Below are 22,002 nucleotides of genomic sequence, written 5' to 3' on the forward strand. Positions count from 1 at the left end.
ATCAGATCGAGATGTGGTTCTCGATCCTGGCGCGCAAAGTCCTGCGCCGTGGCAACTTCACCTCCATCGACGACCTTCAGAAACGCATCAGCGATTTCATCGACTTCTTCAATCGCACGTTGGCCAAACCCTTCCGCTGGACCTATGAGGGAAAGCCGCTCGCAGCATGAATGATTAAACAGTCTCGGGATTTCCACTCTGTTGCACTAGCACGCAGTCGAAGGCCCGATCGCGCGCATCTTTCATCAACGCGTCGAGTTGGGGACGCCCCTGGCGCCGACCCGATACCGCAACGTCCAAGTAATCGCGCACGACGTCCAACTCGGCGCGCTCAGCGTAGGCTCGAAGCCCGTCGAACTGGAGATCCGGTTTTTGATCCGCCGTCGAGACCCGGAGATAGAGCGCGGCGCGATTCTTCTTGGGCATGTTTGTGTGGATCGTACGTCCGAGAATGTATACCTTTCCGGCCAGCTAAATTCAGCCGCGTCGGTCGTGGTAAATCAAGCACTTTCTGGCCGTCTGGGCAAACCCTTTTTCGGACACCTCGCGAGCCCCTGCCATGGCCTCCATCGACCGTACCGCGTATCCCCGCTTTCGCGGGCAGTTCACCGACGCTGAGCTTGCGGCGAACTTCACCCTGAGTGAAGACGAGAACGCCTTCGTCCGTCGATACGCCCACGGCGAAGTCGGCCGATTTTCGCTGGCGATCGGCCTGAAGCCCCGCCAGTTCCTGGGCTATTTCCCGGCACTCGAAGACGCTCCCGATCAGATCCGTCGGCATGTTGCCAATGTGCTCGGATTCGATGAGGAGACGGCTCTGGTCGATGGTATCGCTCGGCCGGCGACGGTGCATCGATATCGCGAAGCGATTCGCAAGCACCTCGGCAGCCGTCCGTTCTCTCGCGGCGGCCGCGAGGTCGTGATCAGGACGGTCCATCGCGCCGCTCAGGTCATGAGCGACCCAGCGGACCTGATCAGCGCGTCGGTCGAGGCCCTGGTCAAAGAGGGGATCGAGCTTCCCGCGTTCAACAACCTGGACCGGCTGATCGGCAATCTTCGCCAATCCATCCATGAGGAGATCTACCGGCAGATCGATGCCGCTTTGATCGGGGCTCAGCGGCGAGTCCTCGATGCGATGCTCGATCATACAGCCGAACACCACCTGAACCGCTTCTCGCGACTCAAGTAGACCCCGGGGCCACCGAACCTGAAACACCTGCGGCTGTGGATCGACCGGCTCGCCGAGCTGGATGCCATTGTTGATCCCAGGCCGCTCCTTGGCGAGATCCCGCACACGAAAATCCGGCAGTTCGCCGCCGAGGCCAAGGCTTTGGAAGCCGGTGACCTGCGTGATGTCTGCCAGCCAGGGCGGCGACACACTTTGCTGCTGTGCCTGTTGCATCAGACCCAGACCGAGACGCGTGATCAGCTCGTCGAGATGCTCATCCGCAGGATGCGGCGCACTCGCAACCGGGCCATCGAGCGGCTGCACACCCTGCAGAAGAACCAGCGCGCAATCGAGGAAGAGCTGCTCGCGGTCTTCGGCCAAGTCCTGCGACATGCCGGTGCCACGGATGCCGATGAGGAGTTCGGCCGCAACGTGCGCCAAGTGCTCATCGAACAGGGTGGTATCGAGACCCTCGGCGCCCAGTTTCACGCGATGACTGCCTACCACAACGACAACTACCTGCCGTTGCTGTGGCCGATCCACAGTGGCGGGCGAAGTACCTTGTTCCGGTTGATCGGTCTGCTGACGCTGGAGTCGGCGAGCGCGGACACGCGTCTTCTCGACGCCCTGGAAATCGTCCTTCAGCACCAGCGCAGCCGCCGCAAGCTCCTGGACGTCACACTGGATCTTGGCTTCACCTCGCAACGCTGGCAAGCCTTCGTCCAGCAGCGCCACGACGGCGAGGTTCTGCTCGATCGCCATGCCCTGGAGCTGTGCGTGTTTATGTACCTGGCCGAGGCGCTGCAAAGCGGCGACCTGTATGTCGCCGGGTCCGGGGCCTACGATGACTACCGCACCCAGTTGTTGCCCTGGGACGAGTGCGACCGCAGGCTCAAGGACTACAGCGCCGCATTGAAGCTGCCGACCCAGCCCAGCCGGTTCGTCTCCGAGCTGCGAGACAAACTGGAGGAGCTGGCCAGAACCGTCGACGCCGGCTTCCCCGACAACAGCGCATTGCGAATCGACCAGGATGGAACCCCGCATCTGATCCGCCAGGTCGCTCAGCCGCTACCCCAAGGTCTTCAAGCCTTCGAGCAAGCGATCCGGGAACGGATGCCGGAGCGGCATCTGCTCGATGTGCTCAAGCACGTCCAGCACTGGTCGTCATTCACGCGCCACTTCGGTCCGCTGTCCGGGTCCGATCCCAAGCTGGAGGACGCGACCAAGCGGTATCTGTTCGCCGTCTTCGGGTTCGGCTGCAACCTCGGTGTCAACCAGACCGCGCGCCACGCACCGATAAGCATTAACCGGCACTCGCTGCGTCGGATCAACGCCCAGCATGTCACCGTCGACAAACTCGTGGCCGCGTCCGCCGACATCATCCGTGAGTACTCCCGGTTCGAGCTGCCCATGCTCTGGGGTAAGCCGAACGTGGCGATCGCCGACGGCACCCACATGGAGCTGCGCGAGAACAACCTGCTCGGTGAACAGCACATCCGTTACGGCCGCTACGGCGGCATCGCCTACCATCACATCTCGGCAACCTACATCGCGCTGTTCAGCAACTTCATCGCCTGCGGAGTCTGGGAGGCGGTCTACATCCTTGACGGACTACTTCAGAACCGTTCGGGCTTCGAGGTCGACACCGTCCACGCCGACACCCACGGCCAGAGTGAGCCGGTTTTCGGGCTGGCATATCTACTCGGCATCGATCTGTTGCCGCGCATGCGCACCTGGAACGACGCCGAGTTCTACCGGCCTTATGCCGGAGCGAAGTACGCTCATATCGACGCGCTCTTCACCAAGACCATCGACTGGGGGCTCATCGAAACGCACTGGCAGGACATGATGCAGGTGGTCCTGTCGATCCAGGCCGGCAAGGTGCTACCGTCGATGCTGCTGCGCAAGCTGGGCAGCCGCAGCCGGAAGAACCGGCTCTACTTGACCTTCCGAGAGCTGGGCCGGGTCATGCGGACCTTGTTCCTTCTGCGTTTCGTCTCCGAGGCCGACCTACGCCAGAGCATCCGCACCGAGACCACCAAGATCGAGTCCCACAACGACTTCCTGGACTGGATCGGCTTCGGTGGACCGGTAATCAAGAGCGGCGACCCGGTGGAGCAGCTCAAGCAGGTGAAATACATGGAGCTGGTCGCCAACGCCGTGATGCTGCAGAACGTCGTCGACCTGACGGATGTACTCGCCCGCATGGCCGAAGCGGGTTTGCCCGTGACGCCCGAGCTGGCTGCAAAGACTGCTCCCACCATCCGCGACCATCTACGGCGCTTCGGACAGTTCGACGTCGACATGAACATCTTGCCGCCGCCGCTTCAGCCGAGACCGCTGCCGTTCCCGGTTGACGATCCGAAGTGATAAAGATTTACACGTATCCCGAGCCTTCGAGAGGGAGGGGCCGGCTTGTCCGGCGCCGATGATGATTGCATCGTAGTGTGTTGTCATGGCGGGTTGCTCTTCGATTGATGGCGTGTGGGTAAAGGCTAGGGCGGACCCTCAGATGGCGAGGATCAGGTCGCTCGCTGGAACCGCGCAGCAGATCAGCACCGCTCCGGGATCCGGGCGATCGAGGGGCTCGACGCGGTAGGTCACCTCGCCGGCGAGGCGCTTGCACAGGCACGTCTGGCAGATCCCCGCGCGGCAGCTGGAGTCGGGCCGCAGGCCATGGGCCTCGGCGAGCTCCAGCAGGCTCCCGACACCGGGATCCCAGGCGGCGGTGACGCCTGAGCGCGCGAAGACCACCTCGAAAGCGGGTGAGCGCTCAGCGTTACTCACCGGGGTTGGCGCCAGCTCGGCACCCGCCTTCAGGACGGACGCGGGGCCAAAGAATTCAGAGTGGATGCGGTCCTCGGCGACGCCCCAGTCCAGTAGCCCGTTGTAGAGGGACCGCATGAAGGGCGTGGGGCCGCAGAGATAGAAGTCATACGCCGCGGGCGGAAGCAGGCGCTTCAGGACATCCGCCGTGACATGACCGACGCCATCGTGGCTTCGCCCCACAACGTCCCCCGGCTCCGGCCGACTGTAACGGACATGGAGCTGGACGTTGTCATGCGCGGCGGCGAGGCGACGCAGGTGCTCACCCATGACGTGCTCGCGAGCGTTGCGCGTGCCGTGGATGAACCAGACGGGCCGCGCGGACCCCGCGGCGACGATGGCGTTGAGCATGCTGAGCATGGGTGTCAGGCCGATCCCGGCGCTGACCAGCACCACGGGCGTCTCCGCGCGCGGGTCGAGCCAGAGCCCGCCCCGAGGGGCCTTGACGCGGAGCCGCGTGCCGGGCTGGACCTGGTCATGGAAGTAGCTCGACGCGAGGCCGGGCGGTGACTCGGGCCGATGCGCCGGGGGCGGCTCGCGCTTGATGCTCAGCCGATAGTGATCGGGGTTGGGGGCGTCGGAAATCGTGTAGGTCCGGGTGACCGGCCTTGGCTGGCCCGGGATGTCCAAGCCGAGGGTGAGGAACTGCCCTGGCTTGAAGGGAGGCAGGGCCTCCCCGTCCTTGGGCGCCAGATAGAAGGAGGTGACGGTCTCGGTTTCCGCGACCCTGCGATCCACGACGAAGGTGCGCTCGCCATCCCATCCCCACGGGTTGGGCGCTGACTCGGCGGCTTCCAGCGTGCGCTCCAGGTGGAGGCGCCAGGCCTCGCCCAGGTCCCGGGAGGCCAGCACGCGGCGCAGGCTGTCCGGGTCGCGGCTCCCGGATCGATAGGCACGGATGAACTCGGCAATGGTGACAGAGCCCGGGTCGCTCTCCACCCGCTCAATGGGGTCGCCCGCTGCGATCTCGCCCTCCTCGAGGACGCGCAGGTAGAAGCCGAGCCGGCCGCTCTCCAGAAACCGGCGGAGGAAGTCCGGCCCCGTGCTCATGCGCAGGGCGAGCTTGTAGCAGGGGATGCGGGGCTGCGTGACCTGCAGCAGGGCGTCGCCTACGCGGAACCGGTCGCCAACGCGCACCTGTTCCTCGGCCAGTCCTCGTACCGTCAGGTTCTCCCCGAATTGGCCGAACGAAAAGGGAGCACGCCCGAGTGCTGTCTGCCAATAGGGGTAGTGCTCGACGGGATAGGCATAGAGGGCCATGTCGCGGCCGCCGTGGACCTTCCGGTCCGCCTGACCATCGCCGTCGAGGTTCAAAGTCCGCACCCTGACGCGCCCGGCGACGGGCTCCTTGAAGATACCCGTGGTGATGGTGGCGCCCTTATAGGGCACCTCCTTCGGGAGGGAGACGTTGACGGAGAGGAGTTGCATGGTGTCGCTCCAGGGTCGTTGCTCGGAGGTCCGGCCCTCATCGCCGGCCTAGGCAGGACGTGCCGGTGCCGGCCGGGATCAGAGGGCCAGCTCGGACAGACCCTGGTGCCCCTCGGGCCGCGGCCCCAGCGGCCAATGGAAGAGACGCTGCTCGACTTGGATCGGCCGGTCATTGATGCTCGCGTGCCGCACACGCATCAGGCCCAGGTCGTCGAATTCCCAGTTCTCATTGCCGTAGGAGCGAAACCAGTGGCCCGCGTCGTCGTGCCACTCGTAGGCGAAGCGAACGGCGATACGGTTGTCGGTGAAGGCCCAGACCTCCTTGATCAGCCGATAGTCGCGCTCCCTGGCCCATTTGCGGGTGAGGAGTTGGACGATCTCCGCGCGTCCATTGGCGAATTCGGCGCGGTTGCGCCAGCGGCTGTCCGGCGTGTAGGCCAGCGCGACCCGATGGGGATCACGGCTGTTCCAGTCGTCCTCGGCCAGGCGTGCCTTCTTGGCGGCGGTCTCGGCGGTGAAGGGGGGAGCGGCGGTCTGGTGTCGGTGGTGCTCATGGGGGCTCTCTTTCTGTATCGGTGGCTCGAGTGTTGATGTCCTCGACGCGCCAAGGTGGGAGCGCGCCGGGGACAGGCGTGGGGCGGTGCTCAATCGGCGCGCATGGCCGCGACCGCCTCCTCGGTGCTCCACACCGTATTGGCCAGGAAGCGGAAGTTCACGAGCGCGGCGGCGTAGCCATCCCCTTCCTCGACCTGAGCGGCCGCCGTCGCATCCGCCACCACGGCGACCTCGAAGCCCTGCTCGAGTAACTCGCGCAAGTGGGATTCGGTGCAGAGGTTGGCGGACATCCCGGCCAGCACGACCTTGTCGATGCCCTGTTTGCGCAGCTGCAGCACCAGGTCGTTGGTCTCGGGGCCGTAGATCTTGTGCGGGCTGGTGACGGTGGTTTTGCCGTCCTCGATGTAGGGCTTGTAGCGCGCAAGCCAGTCGGCGCCGGAGCCCGCGAAACCGTCGAGGCTCAATGCGTCTTTGCGGTCGAACATGCCAATCTTGTGCATCAGCGCTTCGAGCGCACCCTAGAACCGCCAGCCGTGATCGTGCGGGTAGTAGTAGTGGGGCGAGATGAAGACCGGGATGCCCGCGGCCTTGGCGGTCTTGAACAGCGTTTCGAGGTTCTCGACGGTGTCGTTGGCCGTGACGTTCTTGCCGACGACGCCCCAGGCCACGCCCTCGGGGCTGAGAAAGTCGTTCTGCGGGTCGGTCACGACCAGGGCCGTGCGGCCCGTGTCGATCTCCATGCCGGGATTCGGCAGGTCGGCGAAGGCGGGCGAGAGGGTCAGCGTCAGGGAGGCGGCACACAGGGTCTTGGCGACGGTCTTCATAGTCTTTCTCCGGATCGTTGGATGGGTGGGCGGTGCCCTGGTCCGCCCGCGGGTCTTCGCGCGCTGGCTCGATCGCCCTGGCTTGCGTCGCGACGGGTCGGGCTACAGGGACGCAGAGGCCCTGCCGGCCCGTCCCCAGTCGCGCTTGCGCTCCACGCGCTGCAACAGCTGCGCTTCCAGGCGCGTGCAGAGCGGCAGCCAGAGCCAGAGGCACAGGGCCAGCGCGCACAACAGGTCGGCGATGTGAAGACCGTCCATCACCATCCCGCCCAAGCTCAGGGCGAAGATCAGTCCACGGTTCAGGTTGATGAGGTGACTGCGTCGTTTGGTGTTCATATCGGCCCCTCCTGTCGCACGACTGCTCTAAGACAAATGCCGGGCCAAGATGGAATAAGACTTAAAAACAGCGGCTTAGGAAATTTCGCGCGCCACAGGAATTCGAGGACCACAAAAACTTGTGACGCGAGACTCAGGAAATCGAGGTGGCTGGATGACGGGCGGATCTGTCGGCGGGTGCATGGCCGCTCGCGTGCGGCTCCACTAGCCGGGCGCAGGCGATCGGAGGCGGTCTGGCGATCGCAACTGAGCTGATGCGATCGTTCGATTGGATGGGCAGCTCAGTCGCTCAGTCGCTCAGTCGCGCAGAGCCCAGGTCACCTTGCTCAATGGAGGGAATGATCCAGACCATCACGACGCTGGAAATGACTGGCGTTGGGGGGCATTGAAGGCACTGGACTTCGGGCGCTACGGGTATGAGCGACCGAGCCAGCACCCAGAGCGCTTGAGTCTGTCGGGCTCGGAAGGCGATGCCCCGTAGTGCGCCCGAGCGGATCGACCCTGGTCCTAGAAGCGACTGTGAATGGCGCGCGCTGGTGCGAGCCGACCCTGGCTGTGCCCGCCGAGCGGGATGCGGGCTTGATCGGTCGCTGAGGGGGGCTGCTCAAAGCCTGAGCATCAGGAGTATCAGCAAAGCTGAAGCCAGGCTCGCCATGACCGTCCTGATCGCATTCCATCGATTCCAGCGCGGCTCGAACGCCCTGCGCGCCGATGTTTGCGCCGGCTCATCCAGGCCATCGGGATCAAGCGATTGGATCTGGTTGTTCAGCGGAACGTTCACCATGAAGGTCGGGAGTTGGGCACCGAGAAGATAGAGGGTCGTCGCGACGACGAGGAGCAGGCGATCGGCGCCATCCAAGGACCACAGGCCGAGGACGGCCGCGACAGCCACAGTCGCCACCGAGCCGGCCCAGACGAGCACGAAGAGCGGTTGACCCTTCTGAATGACGCCATCCATCACCTGAAACGCCCGGATGAACTCCCGGTCGCTCAAGCGCTTAATGCCCGGCATCACCACGACAGCGAACGCAAACAAGAAGCCTGCGACCAATGAGGACAGAACCGTCGCCAAGAACAGGATGAGCTGAAAGAGTCCCATGATGTCTCCAGTCGGTTGAGCGTGGGGGCGGATGTCAGGAAAGGGTCGGAGCGCGCTGCACGTCGCCCTGTCGTCCGCGACACTAGGCTGCCCACAGGGGTCATTCCGGCGTCTTGCTCGGCCTAGCCCTGGGCGGTGCCCTTGAGTTCGACCGTATTGCCCTCGGGATCACGGATGTAGAGCGAGGGTCCACTCCCCAGGGCGCCGTAGCGCGTCACGATCTCACCCACCTCCACGCCCTGCTCGCGCAGGTGCGCGATGATGGCGTCCGGGTCCCAGGGCTGCACCTGCAGACAGACGTGGTCCATGTTGGGCGCGCCCTGCTCTGGAGGCTCACCGCCCGCTCGACCGAGGTCACTCTGGACATCGACCAGATCGATCAAGGACTGTCCGGCGCGTAGCTGGGCGAGCCCGATCTCGCCTGGTCCGCGCTCGAGTCGGCAGCCTAGAACGTCGCAGTAGAAGGTGAGCATGCGCTCCAGATCGACGGCGCGAATCACGACATGGTCGATCAGAGCGATGTTGATGGGGCTCGGATGACGCATGGTGGCTGCTCCCGATCTCTTGCACTCATCTTGAGACAGAGTGGCGCTCGTTGCGCGCGTTCCAACAGGCGGATGTGCGTCAATGGCCGGGGGCTGCCGCTCCTTGAAACGTTCGGCGGCAATGGCATCGATCTGCGGGCTGAGTGGATGGGTGTGCCAGTCGACGCCCGCCGGTGCAAACCGGGGCTCAAGCAGCCGTCCCTTCGGCGTCCCCTGGAGTGCGCCGACGATCAGCCCCGCCAGGTAGCGACAGGCATCGACCGCCTCGGGCGCGGCATGGGTGGTGCGCGACATCCACGCGGCCAAGCGGACCGCTTCGGCCGGCGTCTGCGCGAAGGCCAGTGGAATCGGAGCCAACCGCATCAACGAGCCGTTGCCCGCCGTGCGAGGATCGGCCGAGCCTGCGAAGGGATCGCCGTCTGCCTCGAAGCGCTCAAGCGCGGCCGCAACCGTGTTGCCGATGTCGAAGCAGCGCCCGGTGCTGCTCCAGTGACCCTGGTCACGCCATCGCAGAGAGCGGCGCATCTGATCCGCGGCATCGAAGCCGGCGCACTCCACCAGGCTTTCGGCGAGACAGAGAGCCATGGAAGTGTCATCCGGCCACTGGCCGGGTTGGAGGCGGAAGGGACCGCCGCCGATCATGTCCTCGAGGGGCGCGAAGCCGCCCGGGCGCGTAAATTCCAGCGTCGTGCCCAGCGCATCGCCCGCCGCGAGCCCAAGCAGGGCGCCGTGATAGCGCGCCGCTGCGGTGGGTGTGATTGCATCCGCTTGGTCAGTCATCCCGAGGGGTCCTTCCGCGCCTGTGTTAGATCCGTCCCGGCGCGCCCCCTGCGCCTCTGTCGCTGATGGGGTCGGCTGTGCTCGGGAGGATAGTCGATCGTGCGGTCGGACATGGGCGCATCATGCGCGGCGGCTCGGGCGATGCGCGCACTGCCAGCTCTGATTGTCCATGGGGGCTGCCCCGAGGCTGGCCGTGAGGAAGGCGAGGGGAGATGGCTGGCGATCGGGCCGAAAGTCGAAACGACTATGCGCGCCTCTCGTGTGCGTCATTCGCCTGTGGTCGAGCGGTGTTGGAGCGCCTTCTCTGGAGTCCGCGTGCCCGTCAGTCAGCGGTGCGCTCCATCTGTGGAAGGGTTCCGAATCTAGGGATGACTCGCTGAATCTATTGACACCGAGGCGGGACTGTCGCGCCTGCCTCGGGGTTGTGCGCAAGCATCAGCATCGCCAGATCACGTCCGGCGGTGCTCGACACTCAGCACTCAGGACGCGCCGCGCAGCGCGTAGGGGATGAGTGGTGCCAGGCAGATGGCCCAAATCATCCAGTAGGCTTGGCGTTCGTTCTTGCGCATGGTCTCTTCGCTCATGATGTCACCTGTCTTTGCTTGATCGTGATGGCCGAACCGAAGACCTCGCGGGTAGCTCGACAGATCCCATTCTCGTCGGCCAGCCGCTTCTCGTAGCGTCTACAGTGAGTAGATTCGGGATGACCGAGAAAAATACAAGGAATAACTTGTTCAGAGCATGGGCAAGCCAAGCGTTTTTCTAGGACAGGAGACGGCGCCTTGCGCCTTCGCGGCGTCCGGCCTCGACGGCGTCTTCTGGCTTGAGAAGGCGAGGCGGTCAAACCCATTGCGCTGAAGTGTCCGTCTGCGCCGACTGGTCGTGTCCAGGTATTGTCCTTGTTTTCCGGTCGCCGCAACGGCCAGGGCAGAGGACTCAGTCGGCCATCCGCACGACGCCCGAGACGATGCCGAGGATCTGGATCTCCTCATGGCGCAAATGGATCGGCTGCATCCGCAGATTGGCCGGCTGCAGACGAATCCCGTCGGCCTCGATGTAGAAGCGCTTGAGCGTCACCTGCTCACCGTTGATCAGCGCGACCACCATCTCACCGTTCTCCGCCGTCTGGCGTTGCTCGACGACAATGATGTCGCCGTCCTGGATCTGATCGTCCACCATCGAGTGCCCGCGCACCCGCAGCGCATAGCTGTTCTTGCGCACCATGTGGCGTGGGACCCGGACACGCTCCTGCTCCTCGACCGCATCGATCGGCTGACCGGCGGAGACATCGCCCAGGAGAGGCAGGTCCACCCCATCTTCGGCGATGAGGTCCAGCGGCTCGAGAACGGGTGTCCAGGTCAGATGGGTGCGTCGATTGATCAGAAAGGTCGGCTGGCTCATCGGTGATCTCCTCGAGAAGAAGGGCCGATCCATCAAGGGGTTGGGCTGAGTCTAGCGCGACGGCAGAGGTGACGGAAGGCATTGTTTTCTAGGAGGTCCTGCCGGGGAAAGAGGATCAGGACCAGGAGGAGTCCGGGAGCGCTGCACACTCCACTTGGCATGCGCACCCTTGATCACCCAACGCTCGATCTTGCCTGCGGGGGAAGCTAGCCTCGACTTTGGCCATTTTCCCCGCCTGGCAATCTCTTTTTTATCAAGAGTTTACGATGCGTGAAAAAATTAACGAGGGGTCCAGTTTCGGCGTTCGGGCCTTCCGACCCCCTCTAATTTACAGCCCTCACGATACTTCAAGCAGTTAGCTTTCTGGGAGACTGTCAAAATGGCCAAAGTCGAGCTAGCACGACCCTCCCCTCATTGATGACCCATGTCTGCACCGAGCCTCTGTCATGGTCTTGATGCTGCTTCCGCTCGTCGTACTCGCCCTCTCGGCCTTGCTGGTCGTGGGGATTGGCGCGCGGCGCTATTGGGCGTTGTATCTGTTGGATGGTCTCTATCTGATCGGTCTGCTCTATGCCGCCTATCTCACATTCCTGGTCTGGCGGGATTCTGGTGATGGGGAGAACTGGGCCATGTATGGGATGCTGTTCTTCGTCTGGCCCTATAGCGCGCTGGTGAGCATCCTGGGAGGGATCGAGATCGCCTTGCTGTGGCGGGATCCTCATCCGCACGCGCGCCGTTGTCGGCGCCTGACGGCGGTGATCGTGGCCGTGCTGGTGGGGCTGTCCGTGTCGCCGGTCGTGCTCGGTTGATGACCTGGTCCCAAGAAGCCAGCCACTAACCTGACACCCTGCTCCACTCGAGGCCCGCCGTCTTCATGCCCAAACCTAAACATCCACGCGCCCGTCTCTCGCCAGCGCGTGACGAGATCCTGGTCATCCCCATCGCTCGGGAGTCGGTATTGGCTGGTGACATCGGCCCGACGCTCGAAAAGCTCGAGCCCTTGTCCGCGACCCGCGAGGCTGCTCTGAAGTGGGAAGGCACGATGACACTCTACTTCGAGGGCTGGGATGATGATCCGCGCGAAATCAGCGAGACCCCCGAGATCCGAGCCTACTTCAGCAAGCTGACCGAAGCGTGGCCCTACTGGTGGCACTACATTGAGAAGGTCGGTGAGACATTCTCGATGGTGCTCTGTCTATCGTGCCGGGGGCAGGTGGAGAGCGTCGAGTCAGGGATGGTCGGCTGGCGGTTCGAGGAGATGAGCGCAGTCACCAAGGAGGTGATGCGGCTCTTCGGTGGCATGAACCGTCTCTACGAGCGCCTGGGCCTTCCGGAGGCCAACAACGAGCGGGTTTCGCAGGAGATCGCCGAGTTGTGTGGATGCACGCTGCTCGGTGGGTAACCAAGCTCGAGAGCGGATGTGGAGTGCTCCAATGTCCAGCCAAACCTCGAGCGATCCGCCTGACGGCGATTCTCTGACTGGCACCTACGCTGCACGGCGATTCGGCGTTGACGGCGTGGAGCGTGCCGGTCCCGACATCTCGCCCCCGGCCCGCTCCGGATTCTCCCAGGGCAGTGGCCGACCTCGGCCCGTCCTTCGACTCACCCTCTCAGAAGTGGAGCGTGCCCGGCAGATTCAGCGTCCCGCGCGGCGTCGGCGTGGCTGAGTAGACCAAGGTGTCGGGGTGAAAGGCGTACCAGGCGAACCAGAAGCCCACCACGCTGGGCAGCGGCTGACCCTGCGCGTTGGTCAGGGTTGCGTTCTAAGATGCTCGGGGTCGAATCGCACCACGATGGCTTGCTCACCGAACTGGTCGTGGATCACACCGCTCGACTTCGCCAGCTCGGCGAAGGGGTAGGCCTTGAACAGCCCGTCGATCTCGATCCCCAACACGCGCTCCTTCGGGTGATAGCCCTGCGCCCGGAAGCGGACCGGGAAGTAGAGCGCTTCTTCTTCCGCGTAACCGCCGTAGGGGTTGCGGTCGTAGTCGCGCGCGGACCCGGTCTCGCGGGACAGCACCAGGGTGTCTGGGTGGCGTTTGCGCCAGTCGCCCCAAGTGGTGTGCTCCAGGGGGATGGCGTCGAGACGCCGGCCCTTGTGGGGACCGCTGATGGCGCGGCGGTCGATCTGGGACCAAAGGGATTGGCTCTCGCGGTCGTAGAGCAGGACGTCGCTGTTGTAGAGCAGGCCCGAGACGCCAAAGGTCAATGACTGGTCGTTCGCGCGGGCCAGGAATGCCATGCCGGTCCCGCACAGCGGGCAGTAGGTCACCGCCACGGGCGTCCCGTCGAAGCGGTCGTTGACGATCTCGTGCCAGTTGAGAATGGCGATCGGATAGGCCCGAGCCTGGCCGTGCAGGCGCAGTCCCAGAACCCGATCCTTTGCGTCCAGCGCATCGGCCTTGGCGGCGGGGAGGAAGCGCGGCCGATCGATGGACGCAATGCCGTCCCGGGGTGGTCCGCCGTGAAGGATCCGCTCTGACGGGATCAGAGCGCCCGCCAGGTCGAAGCCGTTCTTCACCGGGTCGGCCAGCGCCGGCAACGATAGCAGGAGGACGAGCGGTAGCCCTATCAGGTCGCGCATCGGGATCGGCTCCGATTGCAGTTGTGGATAGGTCTTGGTCGCGCCAGAGGTCGAATCCTGACAGGCGATCTCCCCCGGCGACTGTCAGGATTGGCCAACGCGCGCGACCAATGCGCGAGTCCCCATCGTCTTTTGCAGCGCACGCCAGGAAACCGCCCATGTCCATCGATCCCCAAGCCACACTGCTCCCAGCACTGGAGCTGATGGCCGCGCTCTTCATCGTCGTCATTGGTCTCGTGGCGCTCTGGGTGGTCTACGCCCTCATCGCCGATCTGTCCCAGACCAAGCAGGCCATCCGACGCAACTACCCGGTGATCGGACGCTTCCGCTCCCTGTTCGAGCGTCTGGGCGAGTTCTTTCGCCAGTATTTCTTTGCCATGGACCGCGAGGAGCTGCCCTTCAACCGGGCACAGCGCCATTGGGTCGACCGCGCCGCCAAGGACGAGGACAACACGGTGGCCTTCGGCTCCACCCGCAACATCAGCCTGCCCGGCCAGATCCTCTTCGTGAACTGCCCCTTTCCGACCCTGGGCGAGGACGCGGTGCCGCCCCAGCCCCAGCCCCTGACCATCGGCCTCGACGCGCGCCATCCCTACACCACGGCGTCGCTGTTCAACATCTCGGGGATGAGCTATGGCGCCATCTCGCGCCCGGCGCTTCAGGCGCTGGGCGCCGGGGCCGCCCGGGCGGGCTGCTGGCTCAATACCGGCGAGGGTGGCCTCTCGCCCCTTCACCTGGAGAGCGGCGCCGATCTGGTGTTTCAGATCGGCACCGCCAAGAACGGCGTGCGCGATCTGGAGGGCCGCCTCTGTGACGCGCGGTTGCGCGCCGTCGCCGCCCACCCCCAGGTGCGGATGTTCGAGATCAAGCTCAGCCAAGGGGCCAAGCCCGGAAAGGGCGGCATTCTGCCGGCGGCCAAGGTGACGCCCGAGATCGCCGCCATTCGCGGCATCCCCGTCGGGGTCGAGGCCATCAGCCCCAATCGTCATCGCGATGTCGGTAACACCGCCGACCTGCTGGATCTGATCGCGCGGGTGCGCGCGGTCACCGGCAAGCCGGTCGGCTTCAAGATGGTGCTGGGCGCCTACGGCTGGCTCGATGAGCTGTGCGAGTCGATCTGGACGCGCGGACTAGACGCGGCCCCGGACTTCATCACGGTCGACGGAGCCGAGGGCGGCACCGGCGCGGCGCCCATGCCGCTGATCGACGACATGGGCCTGCCCTTGCGTGAGAGTCTGCCGCTGTTGGTCGACAGGCTGAGCACGTACGGTCTGCGCGAGCGCATCCGGGTCATCGCCTCGGGCAAGCTGATCACCCCGGCCGACGTCGCCTGGGCCTTGTGCATCGGCGCCGATTTCGTCTGCTCGGCGCGCGGCTTCATGTTCGCCCTGGGCTGCATCCAGGCGCTGAAATGCAACAAGAACACCTGTCTGACCGGCATCACGACCCACGACCCCAGGCTGCAGAAGGGACTGCATCCACCGACTAAGGCGGCGCGCGTCGCGGCCTATGTCAAGAACATCACCCATGAGGTTGGCCTCATCGCCCATACCTGCGGCGTGCACTCACCGCGCGAGCTCAGGCGCTTCCATGCCCGGGTGGTCCAGCCGAATGGACGCAGCCTGGCGCTCGATGCCCTCTATCCCCCACCTGAGCCGCAGGCCCCGCCCGGCGCGCTCGCGACCGCCAGGCGTCACAGCCCCCACGGCGCGCTGGAGTCCGCGACAGGATGAAGAGCCCGACGACGCGCACGCAGACCACGACCGCCGCCGTCTACCCGGACAGCGGCGACCCACGGCGCGATGTCCGGCGCCTGGCCCCCGAGATCCTGCGGGTCGAGGCCGGCGAGGTCTGTCTCGGCCTCCACTATCGCGCCCGCTGGGACGACGGCTATGGCGCCCGCGGCTGGAAGCTTGCGGTGAGCCTCGCGGACCCGGAGATCATCGCCAGCACCCGTGAGACCGGCGCGACGCTGCCGACCTCGGTGCTGGTCCACGACGCCCTCGATCATCTCATCAGCGGCTTCGCCCCCAGCGGCCACCGCGCGGAGGCGATGGCCCTGGCCCAGCTCGCCCGGCGCACCGGGAGCGATCCCAAGCCCGACTACTGCCAGATGATCCGCGAGGATCTGCTTCACGGGCAGATCGTCGGCGAGCGCGCGTGGACCTTCATCGGCGCGGCGCTCCGTCGCCAATGCACGCCGGAGATCGCGCTCCACGACGATCGCGCGGTAATGGCCGATCTGCGCCGGCGTCTCGGTGACGCGGCGCTCACCGAGGCGCTGCTTGCGCGGTTTCAGGCGCTCGGGGAGGCGGGCCACGCGCACGCGGTCGCCAGCTGGAGACGGCTCGGACTGGAGCCGGAACGGCGCGGACCGCTGGGGCTGGCGATGCAGGCGGTGCTCGAACCGATTGATCGCCTGGCCGAGGCGCGTCAGTGGCCCGCCTGGTGCGGTGAGCTGCGCCTCTCCGCGCGAGGCTGTGCGTTCGTGTCGAGCGGCCCGCCATTGTCTGCCCGCGCCGATGCGGATCGCATCTGTAAGGATGGCGCCGCGCGCCCGACCAAGTCCCTGTGAGCACCTTCGCTCACGTCATTCTGGAGACTTCAACGATGAACATCCCCAAGGCACTTCTCGCGGGCTTCCTGGCGACAGCGGCACTCTCCGGGCTCATGCTGGCGAAAGGTCAGATGGGCCTCATGCCCGAGCTGGACGTCATCTCCATGCTCAGCGCCATGCTCGGCGGCACCCTGCTGATGGGCTGGCTCGCGCACTTCATGATCGGCACCCTGGTCTGGGGGATCGGGTTCGCCCTGCTGTATCGCCACATTCCCGGCGCGGCGCCCTGGCTGAAGGGGGTGCAGTTCGGCGCCGCGGCCTGGCTGATGATGATGGTCGCGGTCATGCCGATGGTCGGGGCCGGCCTCTTCGGTCTGGCGCTGGGCCTCATGGCGCCGGTCATGACCCTGATGCTGCATCTCGTCTTTGGGGCCATTCTGGGTACGGTCTACGGCCGACCGGCTGAGCCTCGGCTGGTGATGGCCTGATCCTTGACCGACATCCCGGACGGATGGACCCGCCGGTTTTGGCGCCTGGCTTCGGTGTCGACGGGATGCGGCCAGGCTTCTCTCTCTATCCATTCAGGAGAGGATCGGAATGCGCACCTTGACGATGGCCTTGAGCCTCCTTCCCCTCTGTCCCGCGCTCGCCTTGGCGGAGGCGGCGGCGCCGGTGCCGAGCTACAGCGCCGATCGTGACGCCTATCAGGCGTCGCGGGCGACGTCACCGGGGCCGGCGCTGACGCCGGCGGACCGCGCGGTCATGGACCAGGCCGCGCGCGATCTGGCGGCCGCCATGCCAGACCCGGGCCTGCACGTCGGGGAGACGGCGCCCGATTTCACCCTGCCCAACGCCGTCGGCGAGTCCGTGCCGCTCGCGGCGCTCCTGCGCACCGGGCCGGTGGTGCTGGTCTTCTACCGCGGCGCCTGGTGTCCCTACTGCAACCTCCAGCTCCATGGCCTGCGCCAAGCGCTCCCGGAGATCGAGCGTCAGGGGGCGCGGCTGGTGGCCATCACCCCGCAGACGCCGGATCGCTCCCGCACGCAAGTCGAGCAGGACGGCTATCCGTTCGAGATCCTCAGCGACCTCGACGACCGCGTGATGACGGCCTATCGGCTCGCCTTCGAGGTGCCGGCTGCGCTGCGCGAGGTCTATCGCCAGCGCCTCTCCCTCGACCTGGCCGACTACAACGGCGCGGGACGCTTCGTGCTGCCGGTCCCCGCCACCTTCGTGATCGACCGACAGGGGGTGGTCCGCTTCGTCGCCGCGGAGGTGGACTACCGCAACCGCGCCGAGCCGAGCGCCATCCTGGCGGCGCTACGCGCCCTCGCCACGGACTGAGCGCCGCAGCTTGACCCGATCCATCCACGCCGACATCCACCCCGACGCTCGCCCTGCCCATTCGAGGAGCCCACGCCATGCACGCCGACTACCGACTCGATCTCCCCCCGCTGAGCCCCGATCAGGCGTCCCCGCTCGCCCGGCAGCGCCTGGAGGGAGCGCGCAAGAGCCTGGGCTTCGTGCCCAACCTGTACGCCGTCATGGCCCACTCGTCTGGCCTGCTCGACACCTACATCCACGGCTACGACCGGTTTCGCACGCTCTCCGGCTTCACGCCCGTCTGGGTGCCGCTGGAGCCGCGTCTCCAGGCGTGCGGCGATGCCCTGTGCCTACCCCCGAAACCCTGTTCTTTCAGGTTCCGGACCCTTAATCAGGGATGTTGGCGGACCACTTAACAGGTGCTATTGTCCACGCTAGGCAAGCCCGAGCGAGAGGCGTCCATGAGCGTGAAATTCTCCGAAGACGTGGTCCCATTGACCGACCTCAAGGTCGCGTGGTCAAGCACGCCGCCGAGGTCCATCGGCCGGTGCTGCTGACCAGCCGAGGTCGCGGCGTCGCCGTCATGCAGTCCCTAGCCGACTACGAGCAGGCGGCGGAGGAGCGCGCCTTCATGCGCGCGGTGGTCGCGGGATTGGCCGACCTGGACGCCGGCCGCGAGGTCTCTCTCTCCGAGGCCAAGGCCAGATTCGGCTTGGAATAGCGGTATGGGCGTCGCCGCGATCAGCTTCGCCGAGTCCGCGCTCGGCGACTTAGCGGGCATCCAGGCGTGGTACGCCACGGAAGGGGTGCCGGAGGTCGGCGATCGGCTCGTCGCCGAAATCTTCCAGCGCGTCGAGGCGCTCGCCGACCACCCGGACCTCGGACGCATGGTTCCGGAGTTTGGCCAAGCCTTTCTGCGCGAGCTGATCCACCCGCCATTCCGGATCGTCTATCGCCGGGATCCGCAGCAGGTGCGCGTTGTTCGTGTCTGGCGCAGCGAGCGGTTGTTGCGGCTGCCGGCATCGGCCGATGACGATTGATTTTCAGGCGACTTCATCACCATGAATCCCGACCAACCGAGCCCCCCAGACGTCGTCACCGAGACGCGCGAAAGAACGCTCAAGGTCTATCGAGTGGACCCCGGTCGGATTCGCAGTGATCACAATGGCGAGGAAAAGGAGCGCCGAGAGTACGCAGAGCGTCCGATTCTGGAGCTTCTGCAAAATGTGGAGGATGCGCTCTCCGACGGGGATCGGCAGGGCGGCGTCTTGATCCGGCTTGTGGACAGGGAGCTGATCGTCGCAAACCAGGGCGCGACATTCACCGATCGCGGCTTTCGTGCCCTATGTACACTTAACGATAGCACGAAGCAGGCGAAAATTGACCGCAAGCGCCCGCTCCGCATGATCGGCAGCAAAGGCACCGGCTTGGGGTCACCGCAGAATTCGGAAAAAATCGTACGCTAAGCCGACTTCGCCCCGTTCTGCCTGTGCCGGGCCAGGAGGCGTACCACGGTGGAGGGGTGCACGCGAAACAGCCGCGCCGCATCGGCGCCGGTCTTCTGACCCGAGGTAACCAAAGTGATGATCTCCCGCTGCTGGTGCGCGGTGAGTTTGGGGCGGCGCCCCCCAACGCGGCCGTCCTGCCGGGCCGCATCAAGACCATTGCGGGTGCGCTCGCGCAGCATGGCGCGCTCGAACTCAGCAAAGGACCCGACGATCTGCATCATCATGCGCCCGGCCGGGGTCGCGGTATCGATGGCTTCGGTCAGGCTTTGGAACTCGGCCCCAGCCAGCTCGATCTTCTCCAACGTCAGAAGCAGGTCTTTTAGGGAGCGCGACAGCCGGTCGAGCTTCCACACCACCACCGCGTCCCCCCGCCGTAGCTGCCCCAACAAGCGCTGAAGCTCCGGTCGCTCCCACCGGCCGCCGGATGCCGTCTCATGGAAGATGCGTTCGCATCCGGCCCCTTCGAGGGCGCCGATCTGGGCTTGGGTGTCTTGTTCCTGGGTGGAGACCCGGGCGTAGCCGATGCGCACGATTGCAGAATCCTGTTGCCATTCAAACCTATTTTGCAATAGGTTTTCGCAACGCGCCAGGCCGCGTTCCCGGGCGGCGGACCGACTCATGCACAAAGGAACGTTTGCGCAACGGGTGACCCGCCGCCATGCCACGCCGATCGATCCTCTTGGCCACCGAACGGGCGAGCCTGTGGGCACTGCCCGCGACGCAGGATGAGCTGATCCGCCACTACAGCTTCAGCGAGCCGGACCTGTCGCTGATCCGCCAGCACCGGGGCGCCGCGAACCGGCTCGGGTTCGCCGTCCAGCTGTGTCTGTTGCGCTATCCAGGGTACGCCTTGACCAACGACCGGGGCATTGCCGAGCCGGTCATCGCGTGGATCGCCCGCCAGCTTGGGGCGGATGCGGCGGTCTGGGCCCGCTACGGCGAACGCGAGGAGACCCGCCGCGAGCACCTCCAGGAGTTACGCGTCTATCTCGGCTTGTCGTCGTTCGGCCTGTCCGACTTCCGGGCGCTGGTGCATGGACTGACCGAACTGGCCATGCAGACCGACAAGGGTGTGGTGCTCGCCGCCCAAGCCATGGAGACGCTACGCCAGCGCCGGATCATCCTGCCGGCCCTGCCGGTCATCGAGCGGGTCTGCGCGCAGGCCCTCACGCGCGCCAACCGGCGGATCTATCGTGCGTTGATCGACCCGCTGAGCGAGCCGCACCGGCGCCGGCTCGATGCCTTGCTGACGGTCAAGCCGGACCGCCAGGTGACTTGGCTGGTCTGGCTGCGCCAAGCCCCAGGGAAACCCAACTCCCGGTCTGTGCTGGAGCACATCGAACGCCTCAAGACCTTCCAAGCCCTCGCCCTGCCTGCGGGGCTCGGGTCCCGCATCCACCGCAACCGCCTGTTGAAGATGGCGCGCGAGGGCGGACAGATGACGCCCCAGGACTTGGGCAAGTTCACGCCCGAACGACGCTATGCCACCCTGGCGGCCCTGGCACTGGAGGGCACGGCCACGGTCACGGACGAGCTGATCGAGCTGCACGACCGCATCCTGATCAAGCTGTTCGCCACCGCCAAGAACAAGCACCAGGAGCAGTTCCAGACCCAGGGGAAGGCCATCAACGACCAGGTGCGCCTGTACTCCAAGGTCGGCAAGGCCCTGCTGGAGGCCAAGCGCTTGGGGAGCGATCCGTACGCGGCCATCGAGGCGGTCATTCCGTGGGAGGACTTCGAACAGAGCGTCGCCGATGCCGACCGGCTCGCGCGCCCCGCGTCGTTCGACTACCTGCGCCTGGTCAGCGCGCAGTTCAGTACCCTGCGCCGCTATACGCCGCCGTTCCTGGAGGCGCTCACGCTGCACGCCGCGCCGGCCGCGCAAGGGGTGCTGGACGCCATCAATACGGTGCGCGCGATGAATGCCCAGGACTCCCGCAAGGTGCCGGCGGATGCGCCGACCGCCTTCGTCAAGCCGCGCTGGAAGTCGCTGGTCTTCGCCGACGGCGGCCTCGACCGCCGGTTCTATGAGATCTGTGCGCTGTCGGAACTGCGGCACGCCTTACGTTCCGGCGACGTGTGGGTCCAGGGTTCCCGCCAGTTCCGCAACTTCGACGACTACTTGTTGCCGACCGAGACGTTCCGGGCGCTCCAGCAGGGCCATGCGTTGCCCGTTGCGGTTGAGCCCGACGGCGAGCGCTACCTCTGCGAACGGCTGCAATTGCTCGAGGAGCAACTGGTCACCACCAACCGCTTAGCCCTGGCCGACGCCCTGCCGGATGCCATCATCACCGACTTGGGGTTGAAGATTACGCCCCTCGATACCGTCGTGCCCACGGCGGCCCAACACCTGATCGAGCGCAGCAGCCTGCTGCTGCCCCGCATCAAGATCACCGACCTGCTGCTGGACGTGGACGACTGGACGGGATTCACGCGTCACTTCATCCACCTGAAGGATGGCGCACCGGTGCGCGACCGCACGCTCCTGCTGTCGGCGATCCTGGCCGACGCGATCAACCTGGGCCTGACCAAGATGGCTGAGCCCTGCCCCGCGACCTCCTACGAGAAACTGGCCTGGCTGCAAGCCTGGCACATCCGCGACGAGACCTATGCGGCGGGGTTGGCCGACCTGGTGAATGCGCAGTTCCGCCACCCCTTCGCCGAGCACTGGGGCGACGGCACGACCTCGTCGTCCGACGGTCAACGCTTTCGTGCCGGCGGCAGGGCTGAGAGCACCGGCCATATCAATCCCAAGTACGGCGCCGAGCCGGGCCGGTTGTTCTACACCCATATCTCCGACCAGTACGCACCCTTCAGTACGAAGGTGGTCAGCGTCGGCGTACGCGACTCCACCTATGTGCTTGACGGCCTGCTCTACCACGAGTCGGACTTGCGCATCGCGGAGCACTACACCGATACGGCGGGCTTCACCGACCATGTGTTCGGGCTGATGCACCTGCTCGGCTTCCGCTTTGCACCCCGCATCCGCGACCTCAAGGATACCAAGCTGTACCTGGCGACCAACGGGGAGGAGTATCCGGGACTGCGCACCATGATCGGCGGCCCCCTGA

General features: G+C 65.5%; 21 protein-coding genes and 2 pseudogenes. 13 read left to right on the forward strand and 10 right to left on the reverse strand.

The window, feature by feature from the left end:
* Positions 1 to 174: 174 nt before the first annotated feature.
* Positions 175 to 426: a recombinase family protein gene (locus tag CKO23_RS19860; RefSeq protein ID WP_200333935.1), complete on the reverse strand. Its 252-nt coding sequence runs from the start codon at positions 424 to 426 to the stop codon at positions 175 to 177.
* A gap of 133 nt (positions 427 to 559) precedes the next feature.
* Here CKO23_RS19860 and CKO23_RS19865 point away from each other — a divergent pair, with 133 nt between their 5' ends.
* Together CKO23_RS19865 and CKO23_RS19870 are read left to right on the forward strand one after the other, a co-directional pair.
* Positions 560 to 1,189 carry a DUF4158 domain-containing protein gene (locus CKO23_RS19865; protein ID WP_200333943.1) on the forward strand — a complete coding sequence of 210 codons (630 nt, stop codon included), beginning with the start codon at positions 560 to 562 and terminating at the stop codon, positions 1,187 to 1,189.
* 57 nt (positions 1,190 to 1,246) lie between these two features.
* On the forward strand, positions 1,247 to 3,538 hold the full coding sequence (locus CKO23_RS19870) for a Tn3 family transposase (protein ID WP_242482592.1): 2,292 nt from the start codon (positions 1,247 to 1,249) through the stop codon (positions 3,536 to 3,538).
* Positions 3,539 to 3,676: 138 nt separating this feature from the next.
* Here the strand turns inward: CKO23_RS19870 and CKO23_RS19875 are convergent, their stop codons facing one another.
* From CKO23_RS19875 to lexA, 7 genes and pseudogenes are all read right to left on the reverse strand, one after another.
* A complete protein-coding gene (locus tag CKO23_RS19875) occupies positions 3,677 to 5,422 on the reverse strand; it encodes an MOSC domain-containing protein (protein WP_200333945.1) in 1,746 nt (581 codons plus the stop codon).
* Positions 5,423 to 5,500: 78 nt separating this feature from the next.
* Positions 5,501 to 6,070, reverse strand: coding sequence for a nuclear transport factor 2 family protein (locus CKO23_RS19880; RefSeq protein WP_242482591.1), 570 nt, complete (start codon positions 6,068 to 6,070; stop codon positions 5,501 to 5,503).
* Positions 6,067 to 6,801 (reverse strand): annotated as a pseudogene (locus CKO23_RS19885) (isochorismatase family protein). Before CKO23_RS19885 ends, CKO23_RS19880 begins: the two are co-directional and overlap by 4 nt.
* A gap of 102 nt (positions 6,802 to 6,903) precedes the next feature.
* A complete protein-coding gene (locus tag CKO23_RS19890) occupies positions 6,904 to 7,137 on the reverse strand; it encodes a hypothetical protein (RefSeq protein ID WP_200333947.1) in 234 nt (77 codons plus the stop codon).
* Positions 7,138 to 7,741: 604 nt separating this feature from the next.
* Complete coding sequence (locus tag CKO23_RS19895; RefSeq protein ID WP_200333949.1) at positions 7,742 to 8,209, reverse strand: anthrone oxygenase family protein; 468 nt, start codon at positions 8,207 to 8,209, stop codon at positions 7,742 to 7,744.
* A 149-nt stretch (positions 8,210 to 8,358) separates the two neighbouring features.
* A complete protein-coding gene (locus CKO23_RS26610) occupies positions 8,359 to 9,561 on the reverse strand; it encodes an ADP-ribosylglycohydrolase family protein (protein WP_346014647.1) in 1,203 nt (400 codons plus the stop codon).
* A 936-nt stretch (positions 9,562 to 10,497) separates the two neighbouring features.
* Entirely contained in the window at positions 10,498 to 10,962 is a 465-nt protein-coding gene (lexA, locus tag CKO23_RS19910; RefSeq protein ID WP_200333958.1) for a transcriptional repressor LexA, read from the reverse strand.
* A gap of 446 nt (positions 10,963 to 11,408) precedes the next feature.
* Here lexA and CKO23_RS19915 point away from each other — a divergent pair, with 446 nt between their 5' ends.
* Both CKO23_RS19915 and CKO23_RS19920 read left to right on the forward strand, forming a co-directional pair.
* Positions 11,409 to 11,771, forward strand: a complete 363-nt coding sequence (locus tag CKO23_RS19915) for a hypothetical protein (protein ID WP_200333960.1) — start codon at positions 11,409 to 11,411, stop codon at positions 11,769 to 11,771.
* 65 nt (positions 11,772 to 11,836) lie between these two features.
* The gene (locus CKO23_RS19920; protein ID WP_200333962.1) at positions 11,837 to 12,364 is read left to right on the forward strand and encodes a hypothetical protein; all 528 of its coding nucleotides are present in this window, start codon (positions 11,837 to 11,839) and stop codon (positions 12,362 to 12,364) included.
* Positions 12,365 to 12,712: 348 nt separating this feature from the next.
* On the opposite strand, the gene CKO23_RS19930 is transcribed toward CKO23_RS19920, so the two are convergent.
* Positions 12,713 to 13,546: a DUF3179 domain-containing protein gene (locus tag CKO23_RS19930; RefSeq protein WP_200333966.1), complete on the reverse strand. Its 834-nt coding sequence runs from the start codon at positions 13,544 to 13,546 to the stop codon at positions 12,713 to 12,715.
* A 158-nt stretch (positions 13,547 to 13,704) separates the two neighbouring features.
* Between CKO23_RS19930 and CKO23_RS19935 the strand changes: the two genes are divergently transcribed.
* The 8 genes and pseudogenes from CKO23_RS19935 (at position 13,705) to CKO23_RS19970 (ending at position 18,889) form a co-directional block, all read left to right on the forward strand.
* Complete coding sequence (locus CKO23_RS19935) at positions 13,705 to 15,279, forward strand: FMN-binding glutamate synthase family protein (protein ID WP_200333973.1); 1,575 nt, start codon at positions 13,705 to 13,707, stop codon at positions 15,277 to 15,279.
* Complete coding sequence (locus tag CKO23_RS19940; RefSeq protein ID WP_200333975.1) at positions 15,276 to 16,121, forward strand: hypothetical protein; 846 nt, start codon at positions 15,276 to 15,278, stop codon at positions 16,119 to 16,121. The genes CKO23_RS19935 and CKO23_RS19940 overlap by 4 nt, the downstream gene beginning before the upstream one ends.
* A 35-nt stretch (positions 16,122 to 16,156) precedes the next feature.
* Complete coding sequence (locus CKO23_RS19945; RefSeq protein ID WP_200333977.1) at positions 16,157 to 16,591, forward strand: DUF6789 family protein; 435 nt, start codon at positions 16,157 to 16,159, stop codon at positions 16,589 to 16,591.
* Between the two features lie 109 nt (positions 16,592 to 16,700).
* A complete protein-coding gene (locus tag CKO23_RS19950; RefSeq protein ID WP_200333979.1) occupies positions 16,701 to 17,444 on the forward strand; it encodes a peroxiredoxin-like family protein in 744 nt (247 codons plus the stop codon).
* 77 nt (positions 17,445 to 17,521) lie between these two features.
* Complete coding sequence (locus CKO23_RS19955; RefSeq protein WP_200333981.1) at positions 17,522 to 17,839, forward strand: hypothetical protein; 318 nt, start codon at positions 17,522 to 17,524, stop codon at positions 17,837 to 17,839.
* A 45-nt stretch (positions 17,840 to 17,884) separates the two neighbouring features.
* Positions 17,885 to 18,144 (forward strand): annotated as a pseudogene (locus CKO23_RS19960) (type II toxin-antitoxin system Phd/YefM family antitoxin).
* Between the two features lie 4 nt (positions 18,145 to 18,148).
* Positions 18,149 to 18,463, forward strand: a complete 315-nt coding sequence (locus CKO23_RS19965; protein WP_200333983.1) for a type II toxin-antitoxin system RelE/ParE family toxin — start codon at positions 18,149 to 18,151, stop codon at positions 18,461 to 18,463.
* 21 nt (positions 18,464 to 18,484) lie between these two features.
* Positions 18,485 to 18,889, forward strand: a complete 405-nt coding sequence (locus CKO23_RS19970; RefSeq protein ID WP_200333985.1) for a hypothetical protein — start codon at positions 18,485 to 18,487, stop codon at positions 18,887 to 18,889.
* On the opposite strand, the gene CKO23_RS19975 is transcribed toward CKO23_RS19970, so the two are convergent.
* The gene (locus tag CKO23_RS19975) at positions 18,886 to 19,461 is read right to left on the reverse strand and encodes a recombinase family protein (protein WP_200333987.1); all 576 of its coding nucleotides are present in this window, start codon (positions 19,459 to 19,461) and stop codon (positions 18,886 to 18,888) included. The genes CKO23_RS19970 and CKO23_RS19975 overlap by 4 nt on opposite strands.
* 128 nt (positions 19,462 to 19,589) lie before the next feature.
* Here CKO23_RS19975 and CKO23_RS19980 point away from each other — a divergent pair.
* Positions 19,590 to 22,002 (forward strand): Tn3 family transposase (locus CKO23_RS19980; RefSeq protein WP_200333989.1); only part of this gene is annotated, 2,413 nt, incomplete at its 3' end.

The sequence above is a fragment of the Thiocystis violacea genome, assembly GCF_016583565.1.
Taxonomy (GTDB): Bacteria; Pseudomonadota; Gammaproteobacteria; order Chromatiales; family Chromatiaceae; genus Thiorhodococcus; species Thiorhodococcus violaceus_A.